This is a genomic window from Streptomyces yerevanensis, from assembly GCF_000716805.1.
Lineage (GTDB): Bacteria > Actinomycetota > Actinomycetes > Streptomycetales > Streptomycetaceae > Streptomyces > Streptomyces flaveus.
In genome coordinates this window covers 92,038-114,269 of the sequence record NZ_JNWJ01000027.1, presented here as the reverse complement: position 1 = coordinate 114,269, position 22,232 = coordinate 92,038, and the positions used below count along the sequence as shown (strand labels likewise).

General features: G+C 69.6%; 19 protein-coding genes. 8 read left to right on the top strand and 11 right to left on the bottom strand.

Annotation, left to right across the window (positions count from 1 at the left end; genetic code table 11):
* Positions 1 to 9: 9 nt before the first annotated feature.
* The 3 genes from OP79_RS27010 to OP79_RS27000 all read right to left on the bottom strand — a co-directional run bounded on the left by OP79_RS27010 (position 10) and on the right by OP79_RS27000 (position 3,236).
* Positions 10 to 1,083, bottom strand: a complete 1,074-nt coding sequence (locus tag OP79_RS27010; protein WP_033323672.1) for a substrate-binding domain-containing protein — start codon at positions 1,081 to 1,083, stop codon at positions 10 to 12.
* Positions 1,084 to 1,517: 434 nt separating this feature from the next.
* Positions 1,518 to 1,925 carry an SCO4983 family protein gene (locus OP79_RS27005; protein ID WP_033323671.1) on the bottom strand — a complete coding sequence of 136 codons (408 nt, stop codon included), beginning with the start codon at positions 1,923 to 1,925 and terminating at the stop codon, positions 1,518 to 1,520.
* Between the two features lie 99 nt (positions 1,926 to 2,024).
* The gene (locus OP79_RS27000) at positions 2,025 to 3,236 is read right to left on the bottom strand and encodes a pyridoxal phosphate-dependent aminotransferase (protein ID WP_033323669.1); all 1,212 of its coding nucleotides are present in this window, start codon (positions 3,234 to 3,236) and stop codon (positions 2,025 to 2,027) included.
* Positions 3,237 to 3,436: 200 nt separating this feature from the next.
* Here OP79_RS27000 and OP79_RS26995 point away from each other — a divergent pair, with 200 nt between their 5' ends.
* Together OP79_RS26995 and OP79_RS26990 are read left to right on the top strand one after the other, a co-directional pair.
* Positions 3,437 to 4,096, top strand: coding sequence for a hypothetical protein (locus tag OP79_RS26995; RefSeq protein ID WP_033323668.1), 660 nt, complete (start codon positions 3,437 to 3,439; stop codon positions 4,094 to 4,096).
* Positions 4,097 to 4,251: 155 nt separating this feature from the next.
* A complete protein-coding gene (locus OP79_RS26990) occupies positions 4,252 to 5,199 on the top strand; it encodes a S1 family peptidase (protein WP_033323667.1) in 948 nt (315 codons plus the stop codon).
* An 18-nt stretch (positions 5,200 to 5,217) separates the two neighbouring features.
* Here OP79_RS26990 and OP79_RS26985 read toward each other — a convergent pair whose 3' ends face one another.
* Together OP79_RS26985 and OP79_RS26980 are read right to left on the bottom strand one after the other, a co-directional pair.
* Positions 5,218 to 6,840 carry an N-acyl-D-amino-acid deacylase family protein gene (locus tag OP79_RS26985; protein ID WP_033323666.1) on the bottom strand — a complete coding sequence of 541 codons (1,623 nt, stop codon included), beginning with the start codon at positions 6,838 to 6,840 and terminating at the stop codon, positions 5,218 to 5,220.
* 107 nt (positions 6,841 to 6,947) lie between these two features.
* Entirely contained in the window at positions 6,948 to 8,285 is a 1,338-nt protein-coding gene (locus OP79_RS26980) for an amino acid deaminase (RefSeq protein WP_033323665.1), read from the bottom strand.
* Positions 8,286 to 8,467: 182 nt separating this feature from the next.
* Between OP79_RS26980 and OP79_RS51065 the strand changes: the two genes are divergently transcribed.
* From OP79_RS51065 to OP79_RS26955, 5 genes are all read left to right on the top strand, one after another.
* Positions 8,468 to 9,616 (top strand): sugar kinase, encoded by a 1,149-nt coding sequence (locus OP79_RS51065; protein WP_281193244.1) that lies wholly within the window; start codon positions 8,468 to 8,470, stop codon positions 9,614 to 9,616.
* The gene (locus OP79_RS26970; RefSeq protein WP_033323663.1) at positions 9,613 to 10,392 is read left to right on the top strand and encodes an IclR family transcriptional regulator; all 780 of its coding nucleotides are present in this window, start codon (positions 9,613 to 9,615) and stop codon (positions 10,390 to 10,392) included. Before OP79_RS51065 ends, OP79_RS26970 begins: the two co-directional genes overlap by 4 nt.
* Positions 10,389 to 10,799: a RidA family protein gene (locus OP79_RS26965; protein WP_033323662.1), complete on the top strand. Its 411-nt coding sequence runs from the start codon at positions 10,389 to 10,391 to the stop codon at positions 10,797 to 10,799. The genes OP79_RS26970 and OP79_RS26965 overlap by 4 nt, the downstream gene beginning before the upstream one ends.
* Positions 10,800 to 10,923: 124 nt before the next feature.
* Positions 10,924 to 12,414 (top strand): GntP family permease, encoded by a 1,491-nt coding sequence (locus OP79_RS26960; RefSeq protein ID WP_033323661.1) that lies wholly within the window; start codon positions 10,924 to 10,926, stop codon positions 12,412 to 12,414.
* A gap of 85 nt (positions 12,415 to 12,499) precedes the next feature.
* Positions 12,500 to 13,096 carry a hypothetical protein gene (locus OP79_RS26955; RefSeq protein ID WP_033323806.1) on the top strand — a complete coding sequence of 199 codons (597 nt, stop codon included), beginning with the start codon at positions 12,500 to 12,502 and terminating at the stop codon, positions 13,094 to 13,096.
* Between the two features lie 79 nt (positions 13,097 to 13,175).
* On the opposite strand, the gene OP79_RS26950 is transcribed toward OP79_RS26955, so the two are convergent.
* The gene (locus OP79_RS26950; RefSeq protein WP_033323660.1) at positions 13,176 to 14,519 is read right to left on the bottom strand and encodes a M14 family metallopeptidase; all 1,344 of its coding nucleotides are present in this window, start codon (positions 14,517 to 14,519) and stop codon (positions 13,176 to 13,178) included.
* A gap of 202 nt (positions 14,520 to 14,721) precedes the next feature.
* Here OP79_RS26950 and OP79_RS26945 point away from each other — a divergent pair, with 202 nt between their 5' ends.
* On the top strand, positions 14,722 to 16,092 hold the full coding sequence (locus OP79_RS26945; protein WP_033323659.1) for an Nramp family divalent metal transporter: 1,371 nt from the start codon (positions 14,722 to 14,724) through the stop codon (positions 16,090 to 16,092).
* 23 nt (positions 16,093 to 16,115) lie between these two features.
* Here the strand turns inward: OP79_RS26945 and OP79_RS26940 are convergent, their stop codons facing one another.
* From OP79_RS26940 to OP79_RS26925, 5 genes are all read right to left on the bottom strand, one after another.
* Positions 16,116 to 16,976, bottom strand: coding sequence for a hypothetical protein (locus OP79_RS26940; RefSeq protein WP_033323658.1), 861 nt, complete (start codon positions 16,974 to 16,976; stop codon positions 16,116 to 16,118).
* Positions 16,977 to 17,047: 71 nt separating this feature from the next.
* Complete coding sequence (locus OP79_RS26935) at positions 17,048 to 17,563, bottom strand: SigE family RNA polymerase sigma factor (protein WP_033323657.1); 516 nt, start codon at positions 17,561 to 17,563, stop codon at positions 17,048 to 17,050.
* A 211-nt stretch (positions 17,564 to 17,774) separates the two neighbouring features.
* The gene (locus OP79_RS26930) at positions 17,775 to 18,344 is read right to left on the bottom strand and encodes a DUF3455 domain-containing protein (RefSeq protein ID WP_033323656.1); all 570 of its coding nucleotides are present in this window, start codon (positions 18,342 to 18,344) and stop codon (positions 17,775 to 17,777) included.
* Positions 18,345 to 18,655: 311 nt separating this feature from the next.
* A complete protein-coding gene (locus OP79_RS55385) occupies positions 18,656 to 18,799 on the bottom strand; it encodes a hypothetical protein (RefSeq protein WP_157857370.1) in 144 nt (47 codons plus the stop codon).
* Between the two features lie 12 nt (positions 18,800 to 18,811).
* Entirely contained in the window at positions 18,812 to 22,207 is a 3,396-nt protein-coding gene (locus tag OP79_RS26925; RefSeq protein ID WP_051744951.1) for an AfsR/SARP family transcriptional regulator, read from the bottom strand.
* Positions 22,208 to 22,232 lie beyond the last annotated feature (25 nt).

Genomic DNA, 22,232 nt, shown 5'->3' with positions numbered 1-22,232 from the left:
TGTTTCCCCTTAGCCCCGGGCCTGACGTGCCATCTCGTGCAGCACCTTGGAGGCGGGCACGGGCGCCTGCCGGACGCCGGTCAGCTTCTGGTTGAGATACGTGGTGTGGGCGGCGGTCGCCGCCGTGAACTCCGCGCTCGCGTCCTGCGGCCGGAACCCGTGCCGCACCGCCAGCTTGCGCAACTCCTTGTCGGTGCTGAGGAGTTCACCGAGCGCCCGGCCCTCTTCGGTGAGGGGGACGACGGTGTGGTCGCTGTTGGCGGTGGTGTCCGGGTAGAGGACGGTCAGGTCGTCGACGGACTGGCCCCGCATGAGCAGCGAGGCGACCTGGGACTCGTAGACGAGGACGAGCGGGTTGCCGACCCCGCTGATGAAGTCCCTGAACGTCGCGTCCGAGCTGGTCTGCTGGGCGCCCTGGACGTTGATGAGCTTGCGCATCAGGGGCGCGGTCTCGTCGACGGCCGAGGTGTCGGCGGCGACACGGCCGCCGGCGGCGACGTACGAGGCGGCGGCGAGGTAGAGCGCGCCGGAGTTCGAACTGGTCGGGTCGGTGGTGGACACGAACAGCGTCCCGGTCAACTCCCCGTACTTGTCCGCGCCCTTGAGCTGCTGCCAGGTCCTGTTGGCATGGGCGGCATCGAGATAGGCGCCCATTTTCAGGGTGCCGTTTCCCTTGTTGACGGTCGCGAGTCCGTTCGCGGCCAGCACCTCGGCGGCGTTGCGGTGCGCCACGACCACGAGGGGCGAGTAGAAGGGGCGCGGCAGCGGCTGCCGTACGCCGTACTTCTTCGCCAGCTCGGCGGCGGGCGCCTGGCTGCCCGGAAACGCGAAGTCGTATCCCTTCAGATCCAGGCCCTCCATGGCCCAGGAACCCGACGTCTCCGTCTCCACGGTGTAGCCCTTTGCAGCGAGGGCCTTCACCACGTCGGGATCGGCGAAGAACTCAGCCTTCTCCGACCCGATCACTGCTCGCACGGTCTTCGTTGCCGTGCCCTTGTCCTGCCCTTCGCGGCCCGCGACGACGGCTGCTGCCACTCCGCCGATCAGGAACACCGCGAGGACGACTGCGACGATTCTTCTCACACCGGGAGCTTGCTCGCGGAATCCAAAATTCCTCGGCGATCAGGATGAACGGGGGGTGGCTGGCCAGTCCCGGTATCGCCCCCAGGCCGGAGGTGGGGTGGGAGGGGTTCTCTTCCCCAGCCCCGCCCCTTCTCCGGCGGGAGGGGGCGTGGGCCGGTGCGTCGTATGCCCGTCGCTTAGCTTCTGTCTCGGAGAACCCGCACCCTGTACCAGGCCAGGGCCGTATGCCCGGCCTGCGACGGGCTGACGCACCGGCCCACGGCCCCGCACCCCCCACCAACCCAAGGGGCGCGGGGAACTGCGCGACCAGCCACAACGAACCCGCAGCCGAAAACGAACCCAACCGCTCAAGCGAACGCAGTGCCATGGCTCCCGGTCCGCACGCCGCTGCGGGTGCGCGCGGACCGGGGCCGATCGAGGGGAGCCCGGAGGGCTCAGTGCGGGGCGAGTTCGGAGGTGATCGCGGCGGCGTGGGCGTCCATGCGCTCCGCCGCGAGGATCGCCGCCGCGGTGTCCGCTCGGGACGCCGCCACGACGAGGGCGCGCCCGGCGAGGGCATGCGCGCGCTCGTGGAGCGCGACGAGCTGCGGCTCGTGCAGGCCTGCCGACGTGCGGACCGGCGGTCGGCCGCCGCGCAGTCGTGCCACCTGCCTGGCCAGGCGCTCGGCGGCCATGTCCAGGTCGGCCGACGACTCAAGGCCGCGCAGCTCATCCGTCACCGCGAGCAACGCCGCGAGATGACCGGTGAGCTGGATGTCCAGCTCTTCCTCCCGCGACCGGTGCGGAAAGTCGGCGCTGCCGGCCGGCGTGTGGACCGACTTGGTGCGGATCGGTTCGTACATGGGGACGGCCTCCTGCTGCTCTGACAGGAAGCCATCCTAGCTTGGATTCTGTCTAAAGTTGAGCCGGTTCGCAGAAGAGATCCAGAGAGTTACGCAGCGTCACGGCTGGCTGTAGCCGTCCAGGAAGTTCCCGATCCGTGTCACCGCGTCCGTCAGGTCCCGCTCCGTGGGCAGCGTGACGACGCGGAAGTGATCGGGTTCCGGCCAGTTGAACCCGGAACCCTGCACCACCATGATCTTCTCGGCCCGCAGTAGATCGAGCACCATCTGCCGGTCGTCCTTGATCTTGAACACCTTCGGATCGAGCCGCGGGAAGAGATACAGCGCCCCCTTCGGCTTCACGCACGTCACGCCCGGAATCTGCGTGAGCAGCTCGTGCGCCACATCCCGCTGCTCCCGCAGTCGACCGCCGGGCAGCACAAGGTCGTTGATGGTCTGCCGGCCGCTCAATGCGGCGACCACACCGTGCTGACCGGGCATGTTCGCGCACAGCCGCATGTTCGCCAGGATCGTCAGGCCTTCGATGTACGAGTCGGCGTGCGCCCGCGGCCCGGAGATCGACATCCATCCCACCCGGTACCCCGCCACGCGGTACGCCTTCGACATCCCGTTGAAGGTGAGCGTCAGCAGATCCGGGGCGATCTTGGCGGTCGCGGTGTGCGTGGCGTCGTCGTACAGGATCTTGTCGTAGATCTCGTCGGAGCAGACGAGCAGATTGTGCCGGCGTGCGATGTCCGTAAGGCCGCGCAGCATCGCCTCGTCGTACACCGCTCCTGTCGGGTTGTTCGGGTTGATGATCACGAGCGCCTTGGTCCGGTCGGTGACCTTGCGCTCGATGTCGGCGAGGTCCGGCATCCAGTCGGACTGCTCGTCGCAGCGGTAGTGCACGGCCGTACCGCCGGAGAGGGAGACGGCCGCGGTCCACAGCGGGTAGTCGGGCGCCGGTACGAGGACCTCGTCGCCGTCGTCGAGCAGGCCCTGCATCGCCATCACGATCAGCTCGGAGACGCCGTTGCCGATGAAGACGTGCTCGACGTCCGTCTCGATGCCGAGGGTCTGGTTGTGCATGACGACTGCGCGGCGCGCGGCCAGCAGGCCCTTCGCGTCGCCGTAGCCGTGCGCCGACGACACGTTGCGGAGGATGTCCTCGAGGATCTCGGGCGGGCACTCGAAGCCGAATGCCGCCGGGTTCCCGGTGTTCAGCTTCAGGATGCGGTGACCTGCCGCTTCCAGGCGCATCGCCTCCTCGAGAACCGGGCCCCGGATCTCGTAACAGACGTTTGCGAGCTTGGTCGACTGGATCACCTGCATGCCCGCGAGCTTACGGCCGCGTAACGCTCCGTGGGACGTGTTTTCCACCACGCGAGACGTGGTGCTTTGGATGGATATCGTCCTCAGTTACACCACAGGCCCCTCTTTTCTCTACAATCCCCCACCATGTTCCGGACACAGAGCGCGGCAGAAGTACGCATGACGCCTATGCCGCGAATAAGTCAACCGGTGCGTACGACGTGAACGACGCATACCGGGAGAACGTCGAAGGCGAAGGCGAAGGCGCGCCGCCTGTGTACTACCCGTACGGCGACACGGCTCCGCCGTACCCGCCGTACGACGAGTACGCGGACCCGGCGGTCGCGCACGGGTGGCAGAACGCGTACGACAACACGCTCCGCATCGAGCCCACGAAGGACGTGGAGGATGCGGGAGACGCGGATCTCCCCGATGACGTAGGGCGTCACGAGCGGCTGATGCGTCGCCGCCGGTTCCGGATGAAGAGGCGCGTAGCCGTGGCCGCCGGTGTGGCAGGCATCGGGATCTTCGCCGTCGTGATCTCCGGACTCTTCGGTTCCGAGTCCTCCGAGAAGGAGGACCAGGAGGCGCCGAAGGCTCAGCAGTCCTCCTCGGCCACGGACGAACCGGGCTCGACCGCCCCGTTGGTCGACGACCCGTCAGGGGCGACATCCAAGGCCTCGGACGGGTCGTCGTCCGAGGCGCCGGACAAGGTCTCGGCGAGTCCCTCACCGAGCGACTCCCGTTCCGCTGGATCCGGTGAAGCCGGCGAACCCGCCACCGGGACACCCTCGACTACGGACGCCGCCCCGACAAGCGAGCCGGACAAGGGGAATGGCAACCCCGGTCGGGGGCAGGGAGCCACCAAGCGCCCCAAGTAGCGGCAACCGCCAGGCCGTACGGCGTGAACCAACTCCAATCGGCGGCCTGATACAACTCCTTGCTCACACGCCCCTTTACGATCACAATGCGCATGACAATGCAGCGGGCGACCGGAAATTCTCCGGTCGCCCAAGTCGTAAGAGGGGACCCCCACATGAGAAAACCTCTCGTCGCCGCGCTCAGCGCCCTGGCGCTCGCCGGGCTCGGCGCGGTACCCGCCGGTGCGGCAACCGGCGCCGCGGCCGAGCCCACGGCACCGGCCTCGACCGCGGGCAAGGGCGTGGACACGGACACGGTCACATCGGTGGCCCATGACGCGGTCACGTCCACCACGGCGAACCTGTCCCGGGTCACCGCGCCGAAGGCCCAGGCCGTGGACTTCGCCGGCACGGTCTCGCTCAGCAACTGTTCCGGCTCCGTCGTGCGCATGCCCGACTCGGAGGCGGACGATCCCGCCCTGGTGATGTCCAACGGCCACTGCCTGGAGGCCGGCTTCCCGGAGCCAGGCGAGGTCATCGTCGACCAGCCGTCCAGCCGCACCTTCGGGCTGCTCAACTCGGCCGGTACGCGCGTAGCGACTCTCCGGGCCGACAAGATCGCGTACGCCACGATGACGGACACCGACGTCTCGCTGTACCAGCTGACCAGCACGTACCAGCAGATACAGGACTCGTACGACATCCAGGCCCTGGAGCTCAACTCCGCGCGCCCCACCGCCGGAACCGCCATCAGCGTCGTCTCCGGCTACTGGAAGCGGATCTACAGCTGCAGCGTCGACGGCTTCGCGTACCGCCTGCGCGAGGGCGCCTGGACCTGGAAGGACTCGGTCCGCTATACCTCCGCCTGCGACACCATCGGCGGTACGTCCGGTTCGCCCGTGGTCGACGACGCCACCGGCAAGGTCGTCGCCGTCAACAACACCGGCAACGAGGACGGCGCCCGCTGCACCGACAACAACCCCTGTGAGGTCGACGAGAGCGGCAACATCACCGTCCGCGAGGGCATCAACTACGGGCAGCAGACGTACCAGATCATCCCCTGCGTCGGGCTCGACAACAAGATCGACCTGAGCCGCCCCGGGTGCACCCTGCCCAAGCCGTAGCTTCTGGAAGGCGGGCGGTCACGTGGCAGTACGGCGGACCGCCCGCCCCGCCAGTACGTCCGTGCGCCGGCCGTCCTCGATGGCGAAACGGCCGTCGACCAGGACGTACGGAATGCCGACCGGGAGCGTGCGCGGCTCCTCGAAGGTCGCGCCCGCGGCGACCGTGGCCGGGTCGAAGAGGACCAGGTCGGCCCGGTACCCCTCACGCACAAGGCCGCGGTCCGGCAGCCTCAGCCGGGCCGCCGGGCGCGAGGTGAGATGCGCGACGCATTCCTCCAGGCCGAGGACGCCCAACTCCCGTACGTATCGGCCGAGATACTGCGGAAACGTCCCGTACGCGCGCGGATGCGGTTTGTCGCCCTGGAGGATGCCGTCCGAGCCGCCGGTGTGGACGGGATGGCGCATGATCTGCTGGACGTTCTCCTCGTGGCCGACGTGCTGCAGGATCGTCGAGCCGAGCCCGTCGTCGAGGAGCAGTCGGCGGGCGGTCGTCCAGGGCGTCTCGCGGCGCAGGTCCGCCGACTCCTGGACCGTACGGCCGACATGGTCCCCCAAGGCCGGGTTCGTCACGCCCGAGATCTCGATGGTGTCCCACTCGATGGGGACGCCGTGGCAGCCGTCCGCGCCCACGACCTCCATGTGGTGGCGGATCCGTTCGGCGGTGTCCTCGTCCTTCAGCCGGGCGAGGGTCGCCTCCGGGCCGCCCTCGCTCGCCCAACTAGGCAGCATCGCCGCAAGAGTTGTGCTGCCGGGGGTGTAGGGGTACGTGTCGAGGCTGATGTCCGCCCCCGAGGCGAGCGCGTCGTCGAGGAGCGCCAGCAGGTCCGGGGCCTTCCCCTTGTTCACGCCGAAGTTCATGGTGGCGTGGGCGAGATGGAGGGAGCAGCTCGCGGTGCGCGTCAGCTCCACCATCTCCTTGTACGCGTCCAGGGCACCCGCTCCGTACGAGCGGTGATGCGGACAGTAGTAGCCGCCGTACTCGGCCACCACCCGGCACAGCTCGGTGAGTTCGGCGTCCTTGGCGTACATGCCCGGCGTGTACGTCAGCCCGGACGACAGTCCGACCGCGCCCTCGCGCAGCCCCTCGGCCACCAACTGCCGCATCCTGTCCAGCTCCTGGGGCGTCGCCTCGCGGTCGTCCCAGCCGACGGCCAACATGCGGACGGTGCCCTGGGGGATGAGGTACGCCGCGTTCACCGCGATGCCCTCGCCGTCGAAACCGTGGTCGAGGCGGTCCAGGTACTCGCCCACGGAACGCCAGGTGAAGTCGATGTCGTCGCCGTGGCCGTTCCAGCCGGTGATCGCGCGGCGCACCTCGGCGAGCGTACGGTCGTCGACCGGCGCGTACGACAGCCCGTCCTGGCCGATGACTTCGAGGGTCACCCCCTGCGCGACCTTCGCACTGTGGTCCGGGTCCCGGAGCAGGGCGAGGTCGCTGTGGGCGTGCATGTCGATGAAGCCGGGGGAGAGGACGAGGCCTTCGGCGTCGAGAACGCGGGTGGCGATGGGCCGCAGACAGCCGGCCGCCGCGGCCTCCTTGACGATCGCGGTGATCCTGCCGTCCTCGACGGCCACATCGGCGCGGTAGGAGGGCTCACCGCTGCCGTCGACGACTTCCGCGTCGCGGATGACGAGGTCCATGGTGCCGCCTTTCCGGGCTCCGCCCGAGCTGTCGAGTTGTTCGCGCCTCCGGCGCGTCCCCTGGAGGTGTCGAGGGCTTGCCCCCGACGAAAGGGTGGGTGGGTGGGCTAGAAAAACGTGCGGACGTAGTCCACCACCGTGCCGTCCGCCTCCACGAGCGGGATCAGCTGCCACTTGTCGAAGGACGTGCAGGGGTGGGAGAGACCCAGGCCGAGCCAGTCGCCCACGCGCAGGTCCGCCTCCGGGGCCGTACGGAGCCAGCCGTGCTGGTCGGAGAGGCCGGTGACCGTGATGCCGGTGGCCGGGCGCTCGATTCCGCCGCGTCGGACCGCCTGGGCCTGCGGAAGGTCCAGGTCGTACGCCGCGTCCCGCTTGCCCGCGTTGATGAAGGCCTGCTCGGGGGAGGGGAGGGAGACGACCTGCGCCCAGAGGCGGAAGGCGGGGTGGAGGGCGCCCTCCTCGGGGACGCGGTTGAAGGGGGTGATCCGGCGGTAGTGGCCGTCGTCGTGCGAGACGTACGCGCCGGAGCGCAGCAACTTCAGTACAGGGAGGGAGAGTTCGGGGATCCCGGCGAAGACGTCGGCCACCGCGTCGAACCAGGCGCTGCCGCCCGCGCTGACCACGATCTCCTCCAGGCCCGCTCCGGAGAAGCGGCCCGCCTTGTCGAAGTCGGCGGCGAGTGCGGTGAGGCGGCGGAGCCACGCGTGCACGCGCTCCGGGTTCGCGTCCGGTACCTCGCCCTCGTAACCCGCCACGCCCACAAGCCGCAGGGTGTCCGCTGCGGCCACCGCGTCCGCGACCGCCGCGCACTCCGCCTCCGTACGGACGCCGGTCCGGGCGCCGTCGCCCGCGGCCAGCTCGACGACGACGTCCACGCGGCGGGTGGATCCCCTCTGGGACCCGCTTCGGGATTCGCGCAGCGCGGCGTCCATCAGCTCCACGCCGCGCACGGAGTCGACGTAGCAGATGAAGCGGAAGGCGGGGTCGGCGGCGAGCTGCGAGGCGACCCACTTCAGCGCGGCAGGGTCCACCAACTCGTTGGCCAGGAAGACGCGTTGGGTGCCGAAGGCGCGGGCCACCCGCACCTGGTGCGGCACGGCGAGGGTGATTCCCCATGCCCCGTACTCGATCTGGCGGTGGAAGAGCTGGGGTGCCATCGAAGTCTTGCCGTGCGGGGCGAAGGCGAGACCGTGGCGGGTCGCGTACGTCTCCATGAGCTGGAGGTTGTGCTCCAGGCGCTCGGCGGAGAGGGCGAGGACGGGGGTGGTGAAGCCGTCGGTGAAGAGGTTGCGGCGCTGGGCGGTCAGCTCGCCGACCGTCAGACCGTCGGCGTCGGGAGGGAGGCCCTTGAAGCGGTGGTCGACGCGTTCCTCGGCGAGCGCGGCGAGACGTTCCGCGCTTTCTGCACGCGCTGCGGCGGTGTCGGCGGCTGAGTCGGCGGCCATGGAGCCTCCCTGTCGAATGATGTTGCGCTATATGCAACGCTCATTGCGTATAGCGCTCACTGCTGTCTAACATCTCGCCCAACGCCGGGTCAACGGAGCCGCTGCGACCCGCGAACCGACGAGGAGCCTCCGCCATCGTTACCCGCACCGGACCCGCTCGTCCCGAAGCCGCCGAGGACGCCGTGGACGTCGTCACGCTCGGCGAGTCCATGGTCACGTTCCTGCCTTCCCGGCCGGGGCGTCTCGCCGACGTACCGTCCTTCGACCGGGGCATCGGCGGTGCGGAGTCCAACGTGGCGTGCGGGTTGGCTGCCGCCGGGCACTGTGCGAAATGGGTCAGCCGGGTGGGCGCCGACGGCTTCGGGCGGCACCTGGTGGAGCGGATCGCCGCCCGCGGCGTCGACACGAGTGCGGTCCGGATCGACCCGTCCCGGCCCACGGGCATCTACTTCCGTACGGCGGGGGAGCGGGCGCTTGTCGCGGACGCGAGCTCTGCGCGGGGCGTGGGCGGGGCGAGCAGGGCGCAGGGCACGGAGGATCTCCGTGAACCGGACGCCGTTGACGGCGCCTACGGGGGCGCCGAGGAGGACTCGCCCGCCGAGGTCGTCTACTACCGCTCGGGTTCCGCCGCCTCCGCGATGTCCCCCGCCAACATGCCGGGCGAGGAGATCCGCTCCGGCCGCGTGCTCCACCTCTCCGGTATCACCGCCGCCCTCTCCGACGACTGCCTCGCTCTCCTCCGCGACCTCACGGCGCCCCGCCCCGGCCGCCCCCTCGTCTCCTTCGACGTCAACTACCGCGTGGACCTCTGGCACGACCGGACCGAGGCGGGCGGCACCCTGCTCGACCTGGCCCGCGGCAGCGACCTCGTCTTCGTGGGCGCCGACGAGGCCGAGGCCGCCTGGGGAGTCACCGGCGGCCCCGCCGCGATCCGCGCGACGCTGCCCGAGCCACGGGTGCTGGTCGTCAAGGAGGGGGCCCGGGGCGCCACCGTCTTCGAGCGCGGAGGGACGGGTCCGGCGCAGGGAACGGGCCCCGACACCGTCACCTACGCCCCCGCCCTGCACGTCGACGTGGTCGCCCATGTGGGAGCCGGGGACGCCTTCGCCGCCGGATTCCTGTCCGCGACCCTTCGCGGGCTCCCGGTGCGGGACCGAATCAGGCACGGTCATCTCATGGCCGCCGCCGCGCTCACCGTGCCCGGGGACCTCGCGGCGCCCGCGACCCGCGAGCACGCCGACCGGCTGGTCGCACTCGACGACGGCGCGTGGGGGACACTTCGACTCGGCCCCGGGTGGACGCGGGCCAACGAGGAGGTACGTACCCCATGAGCCAGACCGTCGATCGCGCCCTGAGCATCCTGCCGCTGCTCGCCGAGGGCCCCGCCGACCTCGGCCAGGTCGCCGAACGGCTCGGCGTCCACAAGTCCACCGCGCTCCGGCTCCTGCGCACCCTCCACGAGCACGGCCTCGTCTACCGCCAGTCCGACCAGCGCTACCGCCTCGGCGCCCGCCTCTTCGCCCTCGCGCAGGAGGCGGTGGAGAACCTGGACATCCGGGAGATCGCCCACCCCCACCTCGTACGCCTCAACGAACAGTGCGGCCACACCGTCCACCTCGCCGTGTACGAGGAGGGCGAGGTCCTCTACATCGACAAGGTCGAGAGCCGCTACCCGGTGCGCATGTACTCCCGTATCGGCAAGCCGGTGGCCATCACCGTCGCCGCCGTCGCCAAGCTGCTCCTCGCCGACCTGCCCGAACCCGAGCGCCGCGTCCTCGCCGAGAAGCTCGACTACCCCATGTACACGGCCCGTTCGATCCCCAACGCCCCCGCTTTCCTCAAGGAGTTGGCGACCGTACGAGAACAGGGCTGGGCCACCGACCTCGGCGGCCACGAGGAGTCCATCAACTGCGTGGGCGCCCCCATCCGCGGCACCGACGGCGGCGTCGTCGCCGCCATGTCGGTCTCCGCCCCGAACGTCGTCGTCACCGCCGACGAACTTCTCACGTTGCTCCCACTGGTGCGCCGTACGGCGGACGCCATCAGCCGGGAGTACTCAGGCAGCAACACCCCAGCCAATACCCCAGCCAAGGAAGGAAGTTCATGACCGAGAAGGTCGCGCTCACCCCCAAGACCCACACCACCCCACCCGCCAAGTTCTCGCACGGAGTCAAGAAGGGCAACATTCTCCAGGTCGCCGGCCAGGTCGGCTTCCTGCCCGCCGTGGAGGGGCAGCCGCCGACGCCCGCCGGCCCGACCCTGCGCGAACAGACCCTCCAGACGCTCGCCAACGTCAAGTCGGTCCTCGAAGAGGGCGGCGCGACCTGGGACGACGTGATGATGGTCCGCGTCTACCTGACGGACGTCGACCACTTCGCCGAGATGAACGGCATCTACAACCAGTACTTCGAGGAGCAGGGCCTGACCGCGCCCCCCGCCGCCCGTACGACGGTCTACGTCGGCCTGCCGGCAGGCCTCCTCATCGAGATCGACGCTCTGGCCGTACTCGGCTGAGCCGACTTCTCACCTCAACTCCCGCACCCCGTACGTCCTCACGGTGCGGCGCCCGCTCCCCGGTCGCCGCACCGCGATCCCCCCTGCCCGAAAGCCCAATGCACCTAAGAAGAGGCCCCCCTCTATGCCGTCCCCCCTCACAGCCATACCCCTCGCCGCAGAGACCGCCGAAACCCCACCCCACACCGGCGGTCTGCTCACCGTCATCGACGGCACCGCCGGTCTGCTGACCATCGCAGCCCTCGGCATCGTTCTTCTCCTCGTCCTGATCATCAAGGTCAGGCTGCAGCCGTTCGTCGCGCTGCTCGCCGTCTCCATAGCCGTCGGCCTCGCGGCCGGCCTCTCCGTCACCGAACTCTTCGGCACCGTCCAGCGCTCCGACGCCGTCTCGCTCATCGAGTCCGGGATGGGCGGCACACTCGGCCATGTCGCGATCATCATCGGCCTGGGCACCATGCTCGGTGCCGTGCTCGAAGTGTCCGGCGGGGCCGAGGTGCTCGCCTCCCGGCTGCTGGGCCTCTTCGGAGAGAAGCGCGCCCCGCTCGCCATGGGCCTGACCGGTCTGATCTTCGGCATCCCCGTCTTCTTCGACGTCGGCATCTTCGTGCTCGCGCCGATCGTGTACGCGGCGGCCAAGCGCGGCGGCAAGTCGATCGTGCTCTACGCGATGCCGCTGCTCGCCGGTCTGTCCATGACCCACGCCTTCCTGCCGCCGCACCCCGGCCCCGTCGCCGCCGCCGGACTGCTGAAGGTCGACCTCGGCTGGGTCATCCTGATGGGCATCGTCTGCGGTATCCCCGCCGTGCTCGCCGCCTGGGCCTGGTCCGCGTGGATCGGCAGTCGGCTCTTCGTCCCCGTACCGCAGGACATGGTGGAGGCCGCCGACGAGGCGAAGTCCGCGCTCGCCGAGGAGCAGCGCAAGGACGGTGTGACGCCCCCGGAGAAGCCGGTTCCGCTCGGCGTCGTCTTCGCGATCATCGGCACCCCGCTGCTCCTGATCCTGTTGGCAACGTTTTCCTCCATCGCCTTCGACCCCTCCACGGGCCGCAGCGTGATCGAGTTCTTCGGCCACCCCTTCGTCGCGCTCACCATCGCCCTGCTGCTCGCGTACTACCTCCTCGGCATCCGCCGCGGCTGGTCTCGCAAGTCCCTGGAGACCGTGTCGACCGCCTCCCTCAAGCCGGTCGGCAACATCCTGCTGGTTGTCGGCGCGGGCGGCATCTTCGGCGCCGTACTCAAGGGCAGCGGGGTCGCGCAGGCCCTCTCGGACACCTTCAACGACGTGGGCCTGCCGGTGCTCGTCCTGTCGTATCTGATCTCGCTGGTGCTGCGCGTGGCCCAGGGATCGGCGACGGTCGCGATCGTGACGACGGCGGGCATCGTGGCCCCGCTGCTGTCGGAGGGCGACCACTCGCAGGCCTTCATCGCCCTGGTCATCATGGCGATCTCGGCGGGCTCCATCTTCGCCTCGCACGTCAACGACGGCGGCTTCTGGATCGTGGCCAAGTACTTCGGCCTCTCCGAACGGGACACCCTCAAGACCTGGACGGTCCTGGAATCGGTGCTCTCCGTCGCCGGGTTCGTGGTGGCGGCGGCGCTGAGCGTGTTCGTATAGCGGCTGCCCGGACCTTGGCATCACTCAGGTGACGAGTGACGCCCCGGCCCCCCACGCCACAGCTTCATCGGCCATACTGCCCACCGTGGAGCAGCGCATAGGACCCAGCATCCAGCCCCTGCAAGGCGCGGCAGCCGACCCGGCGTTCGTCCCCGGCATCACGGGCCCGCGCCCTGCCGATCCCAAGGACCCGAAGGACGCCAAGGACCCGGTCGAGGAGACCGCCTCCGAGGAGACGGAAACGGCCGCCGAGCAGGCCGCCGACGCCTCCGACAAGGACGTCCCGGCAAAGTCCGACGAGGCGGACACTTCGGACGAGGCGAAGGAGACCGCCGAGTCGGAGTCGGAGGAGCCGGAGGAGGCAGCCGAGGCGGAGTCGGACGACTCGGAGGAGCCCTCCGCCGACGGCCCCGTCTTCGAGGCCTCCGACTACCGCGCGAAGATCACCGCCGACCACCGCGGCGTACGACTGCGCCTGGACGACCACGAGGCCGAGTTCCGCTGGGACGAGATCGGCGCGGTCGAGTCGGAGACCTCGCGCTTCGGCCGCTGGTACACCATCACGGTGCACACCCCCGAACGCCGCTGGTACCCGGTCGAGCTCCGCATCCCGTCCCGCGCCAAGGTCAAGGAGTGGGAGACGGAGCTGGACGAGGTCCTGGACGCGTACTTCCAGGACTAACCGCGTACTTCATGAGTGCATGAGTGAGGGTGCGCCCCGGGCCGAGCCGGGGCGCACCCTCACTCACAACACCAGCCCGTCAGCAGTACTGCTCCTCCTTGCCTATGGACCGGTACATACAGTCCGCGTTCTCCAGCAGTTGGAGCACCGCGTCCCGGTTGCGGGACGTCTCGCGCTCGATGACCTCGTCGGGCGGGTAGAAACCGCCGCCCGACGCGGACCCCGGGTACATCTCGAAGGTGTAGCCGAAGATCTTCTGATCGCCCCACAGCCAGTCGTCGATCGAGCCGTCCGTGATGTAGAGGTCGCTGGACTGCTCGGCCGTGTAGCCGTTGCTGGCGGCCATCTTCCCGCCGACCGTGGCGAAGGCGTTGCGGTCGTCGGCCGTCATGCCGGTGGTCGTGTCCGCGTTCGTGTAGCCGAAGGGCCACAGCACCAGCTCGCTGTACGTGTGGAAGTCGATGCCCGCCTTGATCTGCTGCGTACCGCCGACGACCCGGCTGCGTACGAAGTCGGCGACGACCTTCACCTCGGGCGCGGACTCGGCGGCCGGACCCCGGTAGGTGTCGGAGGACGTCGAACCGGACGAACCGCCGCAACAGCCCCACCGATAGGCCCAGTTGCGGTTCAGGTCCGTACCGACGTACGAGGAACCGCTGTTGGGCTGCCGGTTCTTGCGCCAGGAGCGGTACTGCCCGGTCGCGATGTCGTACTCGCCGCCGTCCGGGTTGAGGTCGGGGAGGATCCAGATCTCGCGGTTGTTGACCATGTTCGTGATGCGCTGGTCGGAGCCGTAACCGGCGCCCAGTTCGCGTATCAGGTAGAGGGCCATCTCGACGGTGAGGTGCTCGCGCGCGTGCTGATGGTGGGTCATCAGGACTTCGGGCTCGGACTCGTCGGTCGCGACGTTGTCGCTGATCTTGATGGCGACGATGTCCCGGCCCTGGTACGACTTCCCGATCACGCGCCTGCTCATGATGTTCGGGTACGCCGAGAGGCGCTGGCTGATCTCCGTGTTCATCTCGGCGTAGTTGTGATAGCGCGAGTCGGCGGAGGGGAAGTCGAGGGGCCGTACGTCCTCCTCGCCGCGCGACCGGTCGGGTGCGGCGCCGAGCAGCGTGACCTCGTAGCCGAGTTGCCGCAGCTTCTTGACCTGGTCCGCGCGGCCGGAGATGAACACGGTGTGGTCGTCGGAGTCGTCCACCGTCACGCCGGACTTCTGAAGTGCCGTACGGGACTTGGAGTCCGAGTGCATGTGGACCTCGTACTGGCGGATCTCGCGGTCGGCCTCGGACGCGGCCACCGGGGCCGTGCCGGGCGCTCCGGACGCGCTGGTCGTCGTGGCGGTGATGGGTGCCGCGAGGGCGAGCGCGAGGAGGGTGCCGAGGAAGGCGGTGCGCCTGCCTCTGGTGCGTAGCCGCATTGAGTCTCCTAGATTCTCCAGGACTTCCGGGGTCTCCGGAAAGTGGGGGGTTGGAGCGGGGGGTGGATCAGTGCGACGTCTGTGCGGGTGTGGCGCTCATCGTGAAGGTCTGGCATGACCGGGTCAAGACCAGGCGAAGGTCGAACGCGCATACACGCACGCCCCCTTGTGCCATCGCCCGCTTTGCGCTTTCTTGATCGGCATGGCGGACACCACGGGAAACACCGGCAAGACGGCGGGAAACTCAGGGGAAGCGGCGTCGGGCGAGGCCAACTCCAGCCCCCGTAAATCCAGTTGGAAATACATCGGCCCCGGCATCGTGGTCGCCGCCACCGGCGTCGGCGCGGGCGACCTCGTCGCGACCCTCATCGCCGGCTCGAACTTCGGCTACACCCTCCTGTGGGCCGCCATCCTCGGCTGTCTCGTCAAGATCTCCCTGGCCGAGGCGGCGGGCCGCTGGCATCTGTCCACCGGTCGCACCCTGTTCGACGGCTGGGAGAGCCTCGGCCGCTGGACGACGTGGTTCTTCGTCGTCTACGTCGTGATCTGGGGCTTCGTCTACGGCGCAGCGGCCATGTCATCCTCGGGCCTGCCACTCCAGGCGCTCTTCCCGGACGTCATGGACCTCAAGTGGTGGGCCATCCTCACCGGTTTGGTGGGCCTGGTCTTCGTCTGGTTCAACAAGTACGCCGTCTTCGAGAAGGTCATGACGGTGCTGGTCGGCGTCATGTTCGTGGTGACGGTGTACCTGGCGATCCGCGTCACCCCGAACCTCGGCGACGCCTTCGCGGGCCTGCTCCCCGTCCTTCCCGACGAGAAGGACTCCATCCTCAACACCCTCGGCCTGGTCGGCGGCGTCGGCGGCACCATCACCCTTGCCGCGTACGGCTACTGGGTCAACGCGAAGGGCTGGACCAACACCGGCTGGATGAAGGTGATGCGCCTCGACAACCGCGTCGCGTACGCCACGACCGGCATCTTCGTCATCTCCATGCTCTTCGTCGGCGCGGAACTCCTCCACGCCTCGAACATCGCCATCGCGAGCGGCGACAAGGGCCTCATCCAGCTCGGCGACATCCTGGAGGACGAGTACGGCACGGCGACGTCGAAGTTCTTCCTCATCGGCTTCTTCGCCACGTCGTTCACCTCGCTGATCGGCGTCTGGCACGGCGTCAGCCTGATGTTCGCGGACTTCGTGGAGCGCTACCGGGCGCGCCGCGCGGTGACGGGCGACGCGGTGGCGTCCGGGTCCGGCTCCGGCGAGGAGGTGGCGTCCGGCGCCCGCGAGAAGTCCTGGCCCTTCCGTGCGTACCTGCTGTGGCTGACCTTCCCGCCGATGATCCTGCTGTTCGAGGGCCAGCCCTTCCGCCTGATCATCCTGTACGGAGTCCTCGGCGCGGCCTTCCTCCCCTTCCTCGCCCTCACCCTGGTCTGGCTCCTCAACTCCTCCCGCACACCGAGGGAATGGCGCAACGGCCCGCTCAGCAACGCCATGCTGGTGATCGCGGGCCTGCTCTTCATCGTCCTGTGCGTGAAGCAGATCTGGGACCAGCCTTGGTCGGAGTTCTTCTGACGCGCTCATCAGGCGCGGGGTGCTTACCCGAGCTGTAGCCACTTAGTACTCGTGGCGATCTCCCTGAGCTGCTGCATGGTGAGCGCGGGTGTCTCGCGGGTCGGGTCGTCGCGCTGTGAGCCGGAGTTGAAGGCGCTGACGACCACGCGCCGGCCATCGGGCCTGATGGTGTCGACGGTCCACATGACGGCGCCCGCGACACCCTTCTCGCCCGGACCCTGGCTCGTGGCGACCTTCGTGCCATCGGGCAGGATCTCCGCGGCGGGCCCAAAGAGCTGGTCCTCGAAATCCGACATATCGGGCTGCATGTTGATCTGGACCAGACTCTCTCCCTTCCCGTCGTCGACCACGACGTACGCGTAATCGTTGGCCTGACCGCCATACGAGACGACGTCGAAGTTCTTGGGGAGCAGAGAGGTGAGCGTCTGCCCGATCGAGGAACCGTCGGCACCCGGAGGGGTGCTCGGGGTGGTCTCCGGTGGCTCGGGTGGCTCGGCGTCAGAGGTCTTGCCGTCGTTCTCGGCGGGAGGGGGCGGGGTCGGGGTCGGGCTAGTGGCGGCCACGGACTGCCGCCCGTCGCTCTCGGCAGGAGGGGTCGAGGTCGGGGTCGGGCTAGTGGCGGCCACGGACTGCCGCCCGTCGCCCGCACCGCCCCAGGGCACGAGCAGCGTCCCGCCCGCCCCCACGAGGACGACGGCGGCCACGCCTCCCACGACGGCGGCCCGGCGCCGCAGCAGGAGCCTGCGACCGCGTACCGCTCCGGCGGCGACGAGGCCACTCCGGTCGGTCTCGAAGGAGCCGCCGGCCTGGCGCATGGCGAGGCCGAGCCGGTCCTCGAAAAGGTCGGTGTCGACGTCGTGGCTTTCGTGATCTTCAGCGGGCATGGCAAACCACCGTCTCTGCAAGGTCGTTGGAAGTCGTTGGAATGGGAGTCGAGCTGGGTCGCGGTGGCCGTTCAGCGGGCCGCGTACTCGCTGAGGCCGTCGCCGAGGAGCACCCGCAGCCGGCCGAGGGCCCGTACGCAGCGGGTGCGTACGGCGGCCGAGCTGACGTTCATCGCGTCGGCGGTCTCCTCGATGCTGCGGTCCTCCCAGTACCGCAGGACGACCACGGCCCGGTCCTTGGCGGACAGCCTCCCCAGCGCCTCCACGAGGGTCAGCCGCAGCGGCGTGTCGGCGGTGGCGCTGTGTGGATCGGGCAGGTCGGGAAGGAGGTCCGTGGCACGTTCGGTACTGCTGCGCCGCCGCTGGTGGGCGAGGAACGTACGGGTGAGGACGGTCTGCGCGTACCCCGCGGGATTACCGACGCGCGACACCCGCCGCCAGTTGACGTACAGCCGCCCGAGGGTCTCCTGCACGAGATCCTCGGCGAGATGGGTGTCGCCGCCGGTGAGCAGACAGGCCGACCGGTAGAGATGCCCGGCCCGCGCCGCAGCGAACTCGGTGTAGCCGTCCTCGCCCCTCTGTCTCATGCCTACGTCCCCCGTGAGCCCCTGGTGTTTTCCCCGTACCGCCCTCACCTCATTGATGCGGTGGACCCCAGGAAATGTTTCACCGTTTCCGAACGGGCCGTGGGCGCAGGCCGTCATTCGCATCCTGCCCGGTGCACTGCACGGCAGGGGCCCCTCGAGATCGTCCCGAGGGGCCCCTGCCGTTGCTTCTTACTGCTTACCGCTTACCGCATCACTTGGCGGGCTTGTAGAAGGTGTAGATGGCGGAGTAGGGGACGCTGACCTGCTCGGTGCCCGTGCAGGCGGTGGTGGGGGCGACGCCGCCCTGGGTGCTGAGGCGCTGGATGTAGGAGACGCCGGCGAAGACCCCGGTGCCGCGCGTGGCGGTGGACTGCAGGAGGAGTTCGGGGATGGTGCCGGGTTTGGGGGAGGTGGCGAGGGCGGCGGCGTTGACCGCGCTGCCGTCTACCGTGGACACCCAGACGGGGCCGCGGGAATGGAGGGCGATGGGGCGGTGGGATTTGTCGTTCTTGGCCGAGAGGGTGGCGGCGGGTTCCAGGAGCTTCCAGGCGCCGTCGGTGCAGGTGTAGACCTGGACACCCTTGGCGGAGAAGACACCGGTGAGCCGGTTGCCATCAGGGACCTTCAGTGAGTCGGGGACCTTCGGCGTGGTGGGGGCGGCGGTATCGGCGCCGGCGGGCTTCGAGGTTGTGGCCTGGCCGATCGTCGCGCTGAAGAGCGTGCCGGCGGTCACGGCGGCGAGAGCTGTGGTGGTGAGGACGAGACGTCTGGCGAGCTTCATCAGGTGTGTCTCCAGAAAGGTGTTTCTGAACGAGTTCCTGGCTGTGGGGGCGGATGCCGTGCAGGTCCCGAGTGCCGGTACGGCATGGTCCGGCAAAGCATCCGGGGCTCGGTAAATGATCTTGAACCCTCAATCACGCACCATACCGTGAGGCCCGCCGACGAGAACGGGTGGGGGCACTCGCCCCGGTGGTTGGGTCGCCGAACGACCGTCCTGCGGCTGGATGGTGACGCTTCGTCAGAAACTGCCCCGTCGCCAACGATGGAACAGGCCGTACACCCGGCTGCCTTCGATACAGGCCTAGCAGGCCGTCAGAGGAGGTGGTCGGCCTTGCCTGCCTTGATGTCGCGGATGAAGTCGCGCGAGGTCTCCGGTGACAGGGCGATGCGCTCCATCCAGTCGAGGTGTGCACGGTACGAGGATCCGTCTTCTGGTGCCGGAAGCGGGTGGCCCATGCGGGCCGGGCGTCACCGTGCTCTCATCCGCAGGTGGATCGCCTCCGCCTCGCGCTTCAGGGAAAGGGCCGCGGTGTACCCGTGCGTCTGCTGTACCGCCCTGGCGAGCTGGTGCAGAGCCTGAACCCGGCCCATGCGATGCCCGGTGGCACGGTGAACTTCCACTGCGCGGCGGGCGTGTTCGGCGGCCTGGGACGGCGCACCGCCGACGAGCGCGATGCCGGCGAGGACGGTGAGAGCCTGGCCTTCCAAGAGCCGATATCCGGTGCGGCGGCTCGTGTGGAGAGCGCGGTGGGCCAGTTCCGCGGCCGATGGTCCGCGGCCGGTGCGGTGGTGAGTGTCCGCCAGTCCGACGAGGCTCTCGACCGCCGCGTGGCAGTGGTCCTGACCGGTTTCCCGCAGGATCCGCAGCGCCTGCTCGTAGTGGCTCAGAGCCCTTCCGTGATCGACGAGCAACAGATGGGCGCTCGCCAAGGCGTTCAGAGCGTCCACCTCATGCCGTGTGTGGTCGTTCTCCCGGGCGAGAGCGAGCGCGGTCCGTGCGGTGTCGAGGGACTGACGAGGGCGGTCCAGGTCACCCTGGAGCCGGGCCAGGACGCACAGCGTGTAGCTCTCGGTATCCCGGTCACCGAGTTCCCGGTGCAGGTGCAGAGCCCGTAGCAAGCCGTCCTCTGCCTCGGCGAGGTGTCCCTGCAGGCAGATCGCCTCGGCGAGATTGGCCACGTCGATGGCCGCGGTCACGGCGGAGCCGATCCTCTCGTCGAGGGCGAGGGCCTGCCTGTGGTATTCCGCGGACCGGTCCAGCTGTCCGAGTTCCCGGCACAGGACGCCGAGGTTTCCCAGGATGGTGGCCTGTCCGGCGACCCGGCCGGTCTCGACGTTGATCACCAGGGCTCGGGTGAGGTGATCGGTCGCCTGGCGGGGACGGCCCTGTTCCCAGTGCACGCCGGCGAGGTTGCTGAGGACGGCTGCCTGCCCGTCCCGCCATCCCACGCTCTGGGTGCAGGCCAGCGCACCTGTGTAGTGCTCCAGCGCACTGCCGAACCGGCCTTGTCGCATACAGGCGTCCCCGAGACTGAGCCGGGCCGCGCCCTCGGCCCATGCATTGCCGTCGGCCCGTGCGGCAGCCAGGCCGGCCTGCGCCACCGCCAGCCAGTCGGAAGCGTGGGACCCGAGCCAGAAGAAGCCGCGCAGCCTGTCGGCGAGCAGCCACGCGGTCTTCCGGGAGCCATGCCGGGCGGCGTCCTCGATGACCGAACGCATGTTGGGCTGTTCGGCGTTGAGCCAGCCCAGAGCCGCGGACTCGTCGTTCAGCACGGTGGCGACCTGCTGCGGTACGGACTCGGTACTGCCCGCCGCACCTACGGCATCGGCCGGCAGACGCAGTTTGTCCGGATAAAGCAACTGTGAGGCGGCGGTCACCGTGGCGAGGTAGTACCTGTGAAGGCGGCTCGTCGCTTCGGCACGGTCGGCCGGGCTCTCCTCCTCGGCACATTCGGTGCCGTACAGGCGCACCAGGTCGTGGAACGCATACCGGCCGGGCGACTGCTGGTGCACGAGGCTCGCCGCCGTCAGCCGGGCCAGCACCTCGTGGGCCTGCCGCGGCGTCACGCCCGCGAGGGCGGCGGCCGCGTCGGCGGTCACGTCCGGGGCGGGGGCGGACGCGGTCAGCCGGAACATCCGCCGGGCCTCCGGCGGCAGAGCACGGTACGAGTGGTCGAAGGCCGTACGTACGGCGGACTGCGCGTCGCCGTCCACAGCCAGCGATCCGAGCCGGTCGGTGTCTTTCAGCTCGGCCGCGTACCGAGCCAGACCGAGGTTGTCCCGGCCCGCCACATCAGAGGCCGCGATCCGCAGGGCGAGGGGCAGTCTGCCGCACCACTCGACAAGCCACGCCGCGGCCTCCGTGTCGGACCGGGCACGCTCCTCGCCCAGCATCTGGGCCAGCAGGTCGTGTGCCTCCGCGTCGGTCAGCACATCCAGGACGAGCGACCGGGCTCCGTCACGCGCCACCAGACCGCTCAACCGATCGCGGCTGGTGACCACCGCCAGGCAGCCGGGGGCCGCGGGCCGCAACGGCCGTACCTGGTCCGCACTGGCCGCGTTGTCGAGGAGGACCAGCATGCGCTTGCCTGCCAGCAGGGAGCGGTACAGCGCCGCGGCCTCCTCCTGCTCGGCCGGCACCTGTTCCGTCGGCACGCCCAGTGCGCGCAGGAACCGGCCCAGGACGTCGACCGGTCGCAACGGTGCGGTGGGCCCGAAGCCGCTGAGGTCGACGTACAACTGCCCGTCCGGAAACCGGTCGCGCATCCCATGGGCCCAGTGCACGGCCAGGGCCGTCTTGCCCACACCGGCCGTACCGGACATCACCGTGATCACGCCCGTGGCTCCCGCTGCCTCGTCGTCCTGTGGGGGAAGCAGCGCATCGAGCTGTTTGAGATGGCTTTCCCGGCCGACGAACCCCAGGACTCCGGCGGGGAGTTGCCGTGGGACGGCCTGGGGGGCCGGGACCGTGCCGGTGTCCGTGCCGGTGGCCGGCGGCGCACCGGCGACGACCGGCGTCGCGGGGTGCTCCGGTGTCCGGGGCCCGTCGGTGTCTCCTGTCGGCCGGGTGTCTCCGGTCGGCTGATGCGGGGTGGCGTGATGGCCGCGCAGTACTTCCTGGTGAACCTGCTGTGCCTCAGGCCCGGGGTCGGTGCCGAGTTCCTCGGCCAGCCGCTCCCGCAATCCGGCGTAGCAGGCCAGCGCCTCCGAGCCGCGGCCGACCGCCTGCAGAGCCCGCATCAGCGCGGTCACCAGGGGCTCGACCAGCGGGTGCTCGGCCACCAGATCGGGCAGCCGGTCGAGCACCAGGCCCGGGCTGCCCGACCGGGTCGTCGCGTTCGCCCAGTCCACGAAAGTGTCGATGCGCCGCTGCGTCCAGCTCTCGCGGGTGCGCGCCGCCCACGGGCCGGGGACTCCCGCCAGTGGTTCGCCACGCCACAGCCCGAGAGCTTGGAACAGCAGCGCGGCTCGCGCCACGTCGGTGAGGGCAGGGTCGCGCGCCTGCTCGGACAACTGCCGGTAGTGGTGCAGGTCGACTCGGTCCGGCGCGACCTGCAGCAGATAGCCGCCAGCCAGGCGCAGCAACTGCGGCGGTGTGCCGTCGTCCTCCTCGCCGGGGTCCACAGTGGTGGCCGCATCGGCCAGGACACGGCGAAGACGGCTGACGTGCGAGTAGAGCGAGGCGCGGGCCTCCATCGGCGGATCCTCGCCCCAGACTCGGTGGATCAGCGTCTCGGCGGAAACCGAGCGGTCGGCCTCGGCCGCGAGGACGGCGAAGAAGGCCCGCCGCAAAGGTGGCCCGAGCTGCACCGCCTGGCCTGCCACCCGCAGTTCCACCGGGCCCAGCAGCCGTAACTCCACCATGGCATCTGTCCGTTCAAGGCCCGCC

Bases quoted from the DNA above. Each gene is read 5' to 3' on its own strand.
- OP79_RS26980 (WP_033323665.1), bottom strand. From the start codon at position 8,285: ATGGCCGCCGACTCAGCCGCCGACACCGCCGCAGCGCGTGCAGAAAGC.
- OP79_RS26940 (WP_033323658.1), bottom strand. From the start codon at position 16,976: ATGCCCGCTGAAGATCACGAAAGCCACGACGTCGACACCGACCTTTTC.
- OP79_RS26990 (WP_033323667.1), top strand. From the start codon at position 4,252: ATGAGAAAACCTCTCGTCGCCGCGCTCAGCGCCCTGGCGCTCGCCGGG.
- OP79_RS26970 (WP_033323663.1), top strand. From the start codon at position 9,613: ATGAGCCAGACCGTCGATCGCGCCCTGAGCATCCTGCCGCTGCTCGCC.
- OP79_RS26945 (WP_033323659.1), top strand. From the start codon at position 14,722: ATGGCGGACACCACGGGAAACACCGGCAAGACGGCGGGAAACTCAGGG.
- OP79_RS26925 (WP_051744951.1), bottom strand. From the start codon at position 22,207: ATGGTGGAGTTACGGCTGCTGGGCCCGGTGGAACTGCGGGTGGCAGGC.
- OP79_RS26965 (WP_033323662.1), top strand. From the start codon at position 10,389: ATGACCGAGAAGGTCGCGCTCACCCCCAAGACCCACACCACCCCACCC.
- OP79_RS55385 (WP_157857370.1), bottom strand. From the start codon at position 18,799: ATGGGCCACCCGCTTCCGGCACCAGAAGACGGATCCTCGTACCGTGCA.
- OP79_RS27005 (WP_033323671.1), bottom strand. From the start codon at position 1,925: ATGTACGAACCGATCCGCACCAAGTCGGTCCACACGCCGGCCGGCAGC.
- OP79_RS26930 (WP_033323656.1), bottom strand. From the start codon at position 18,344: ATGAAGCTCGCCAGACGTCTCGTCCTCACCACCACAGCTCTCGCCGCC.
- OP79_RS27000 (WP_033323669.1), bottom strand. From the start codon at position 3,236: ATGCAGGTGATCCAGTCGACCAAGCTCGCAAACGTCTGTTACGAGATC.
- OP79_RS26950 (WP_033323660.1), bottom strand. From the start codon at position 14,519: ATGCGGCTACGCACCAGAGGCAGGCGCACCGCCTTCCTCGGCACCCTC.
- OP79_RS26935 (WP_033323657.1), bottom strand. From the start codon at position 17,563: ATGAGACAGAGGGGCGAGGACGGCTACACCGAGTTCGCTGCGGCGCGG.
- OP79_RS26985 (WP_033323666.1), bottom strand. From the start codon at position 6,840: ATGGACCTCGTCATCCGCGACGCGGAAGTCGTCGACGGCAGCGGTGAG.
- OP79_RS26960 (WP_033323661.1), top strand. From the start codon at position 10,924: ATGCCGTCCCCCCTCACAGCCATACCCCTCGCCGCAGAGACCGCCGAA.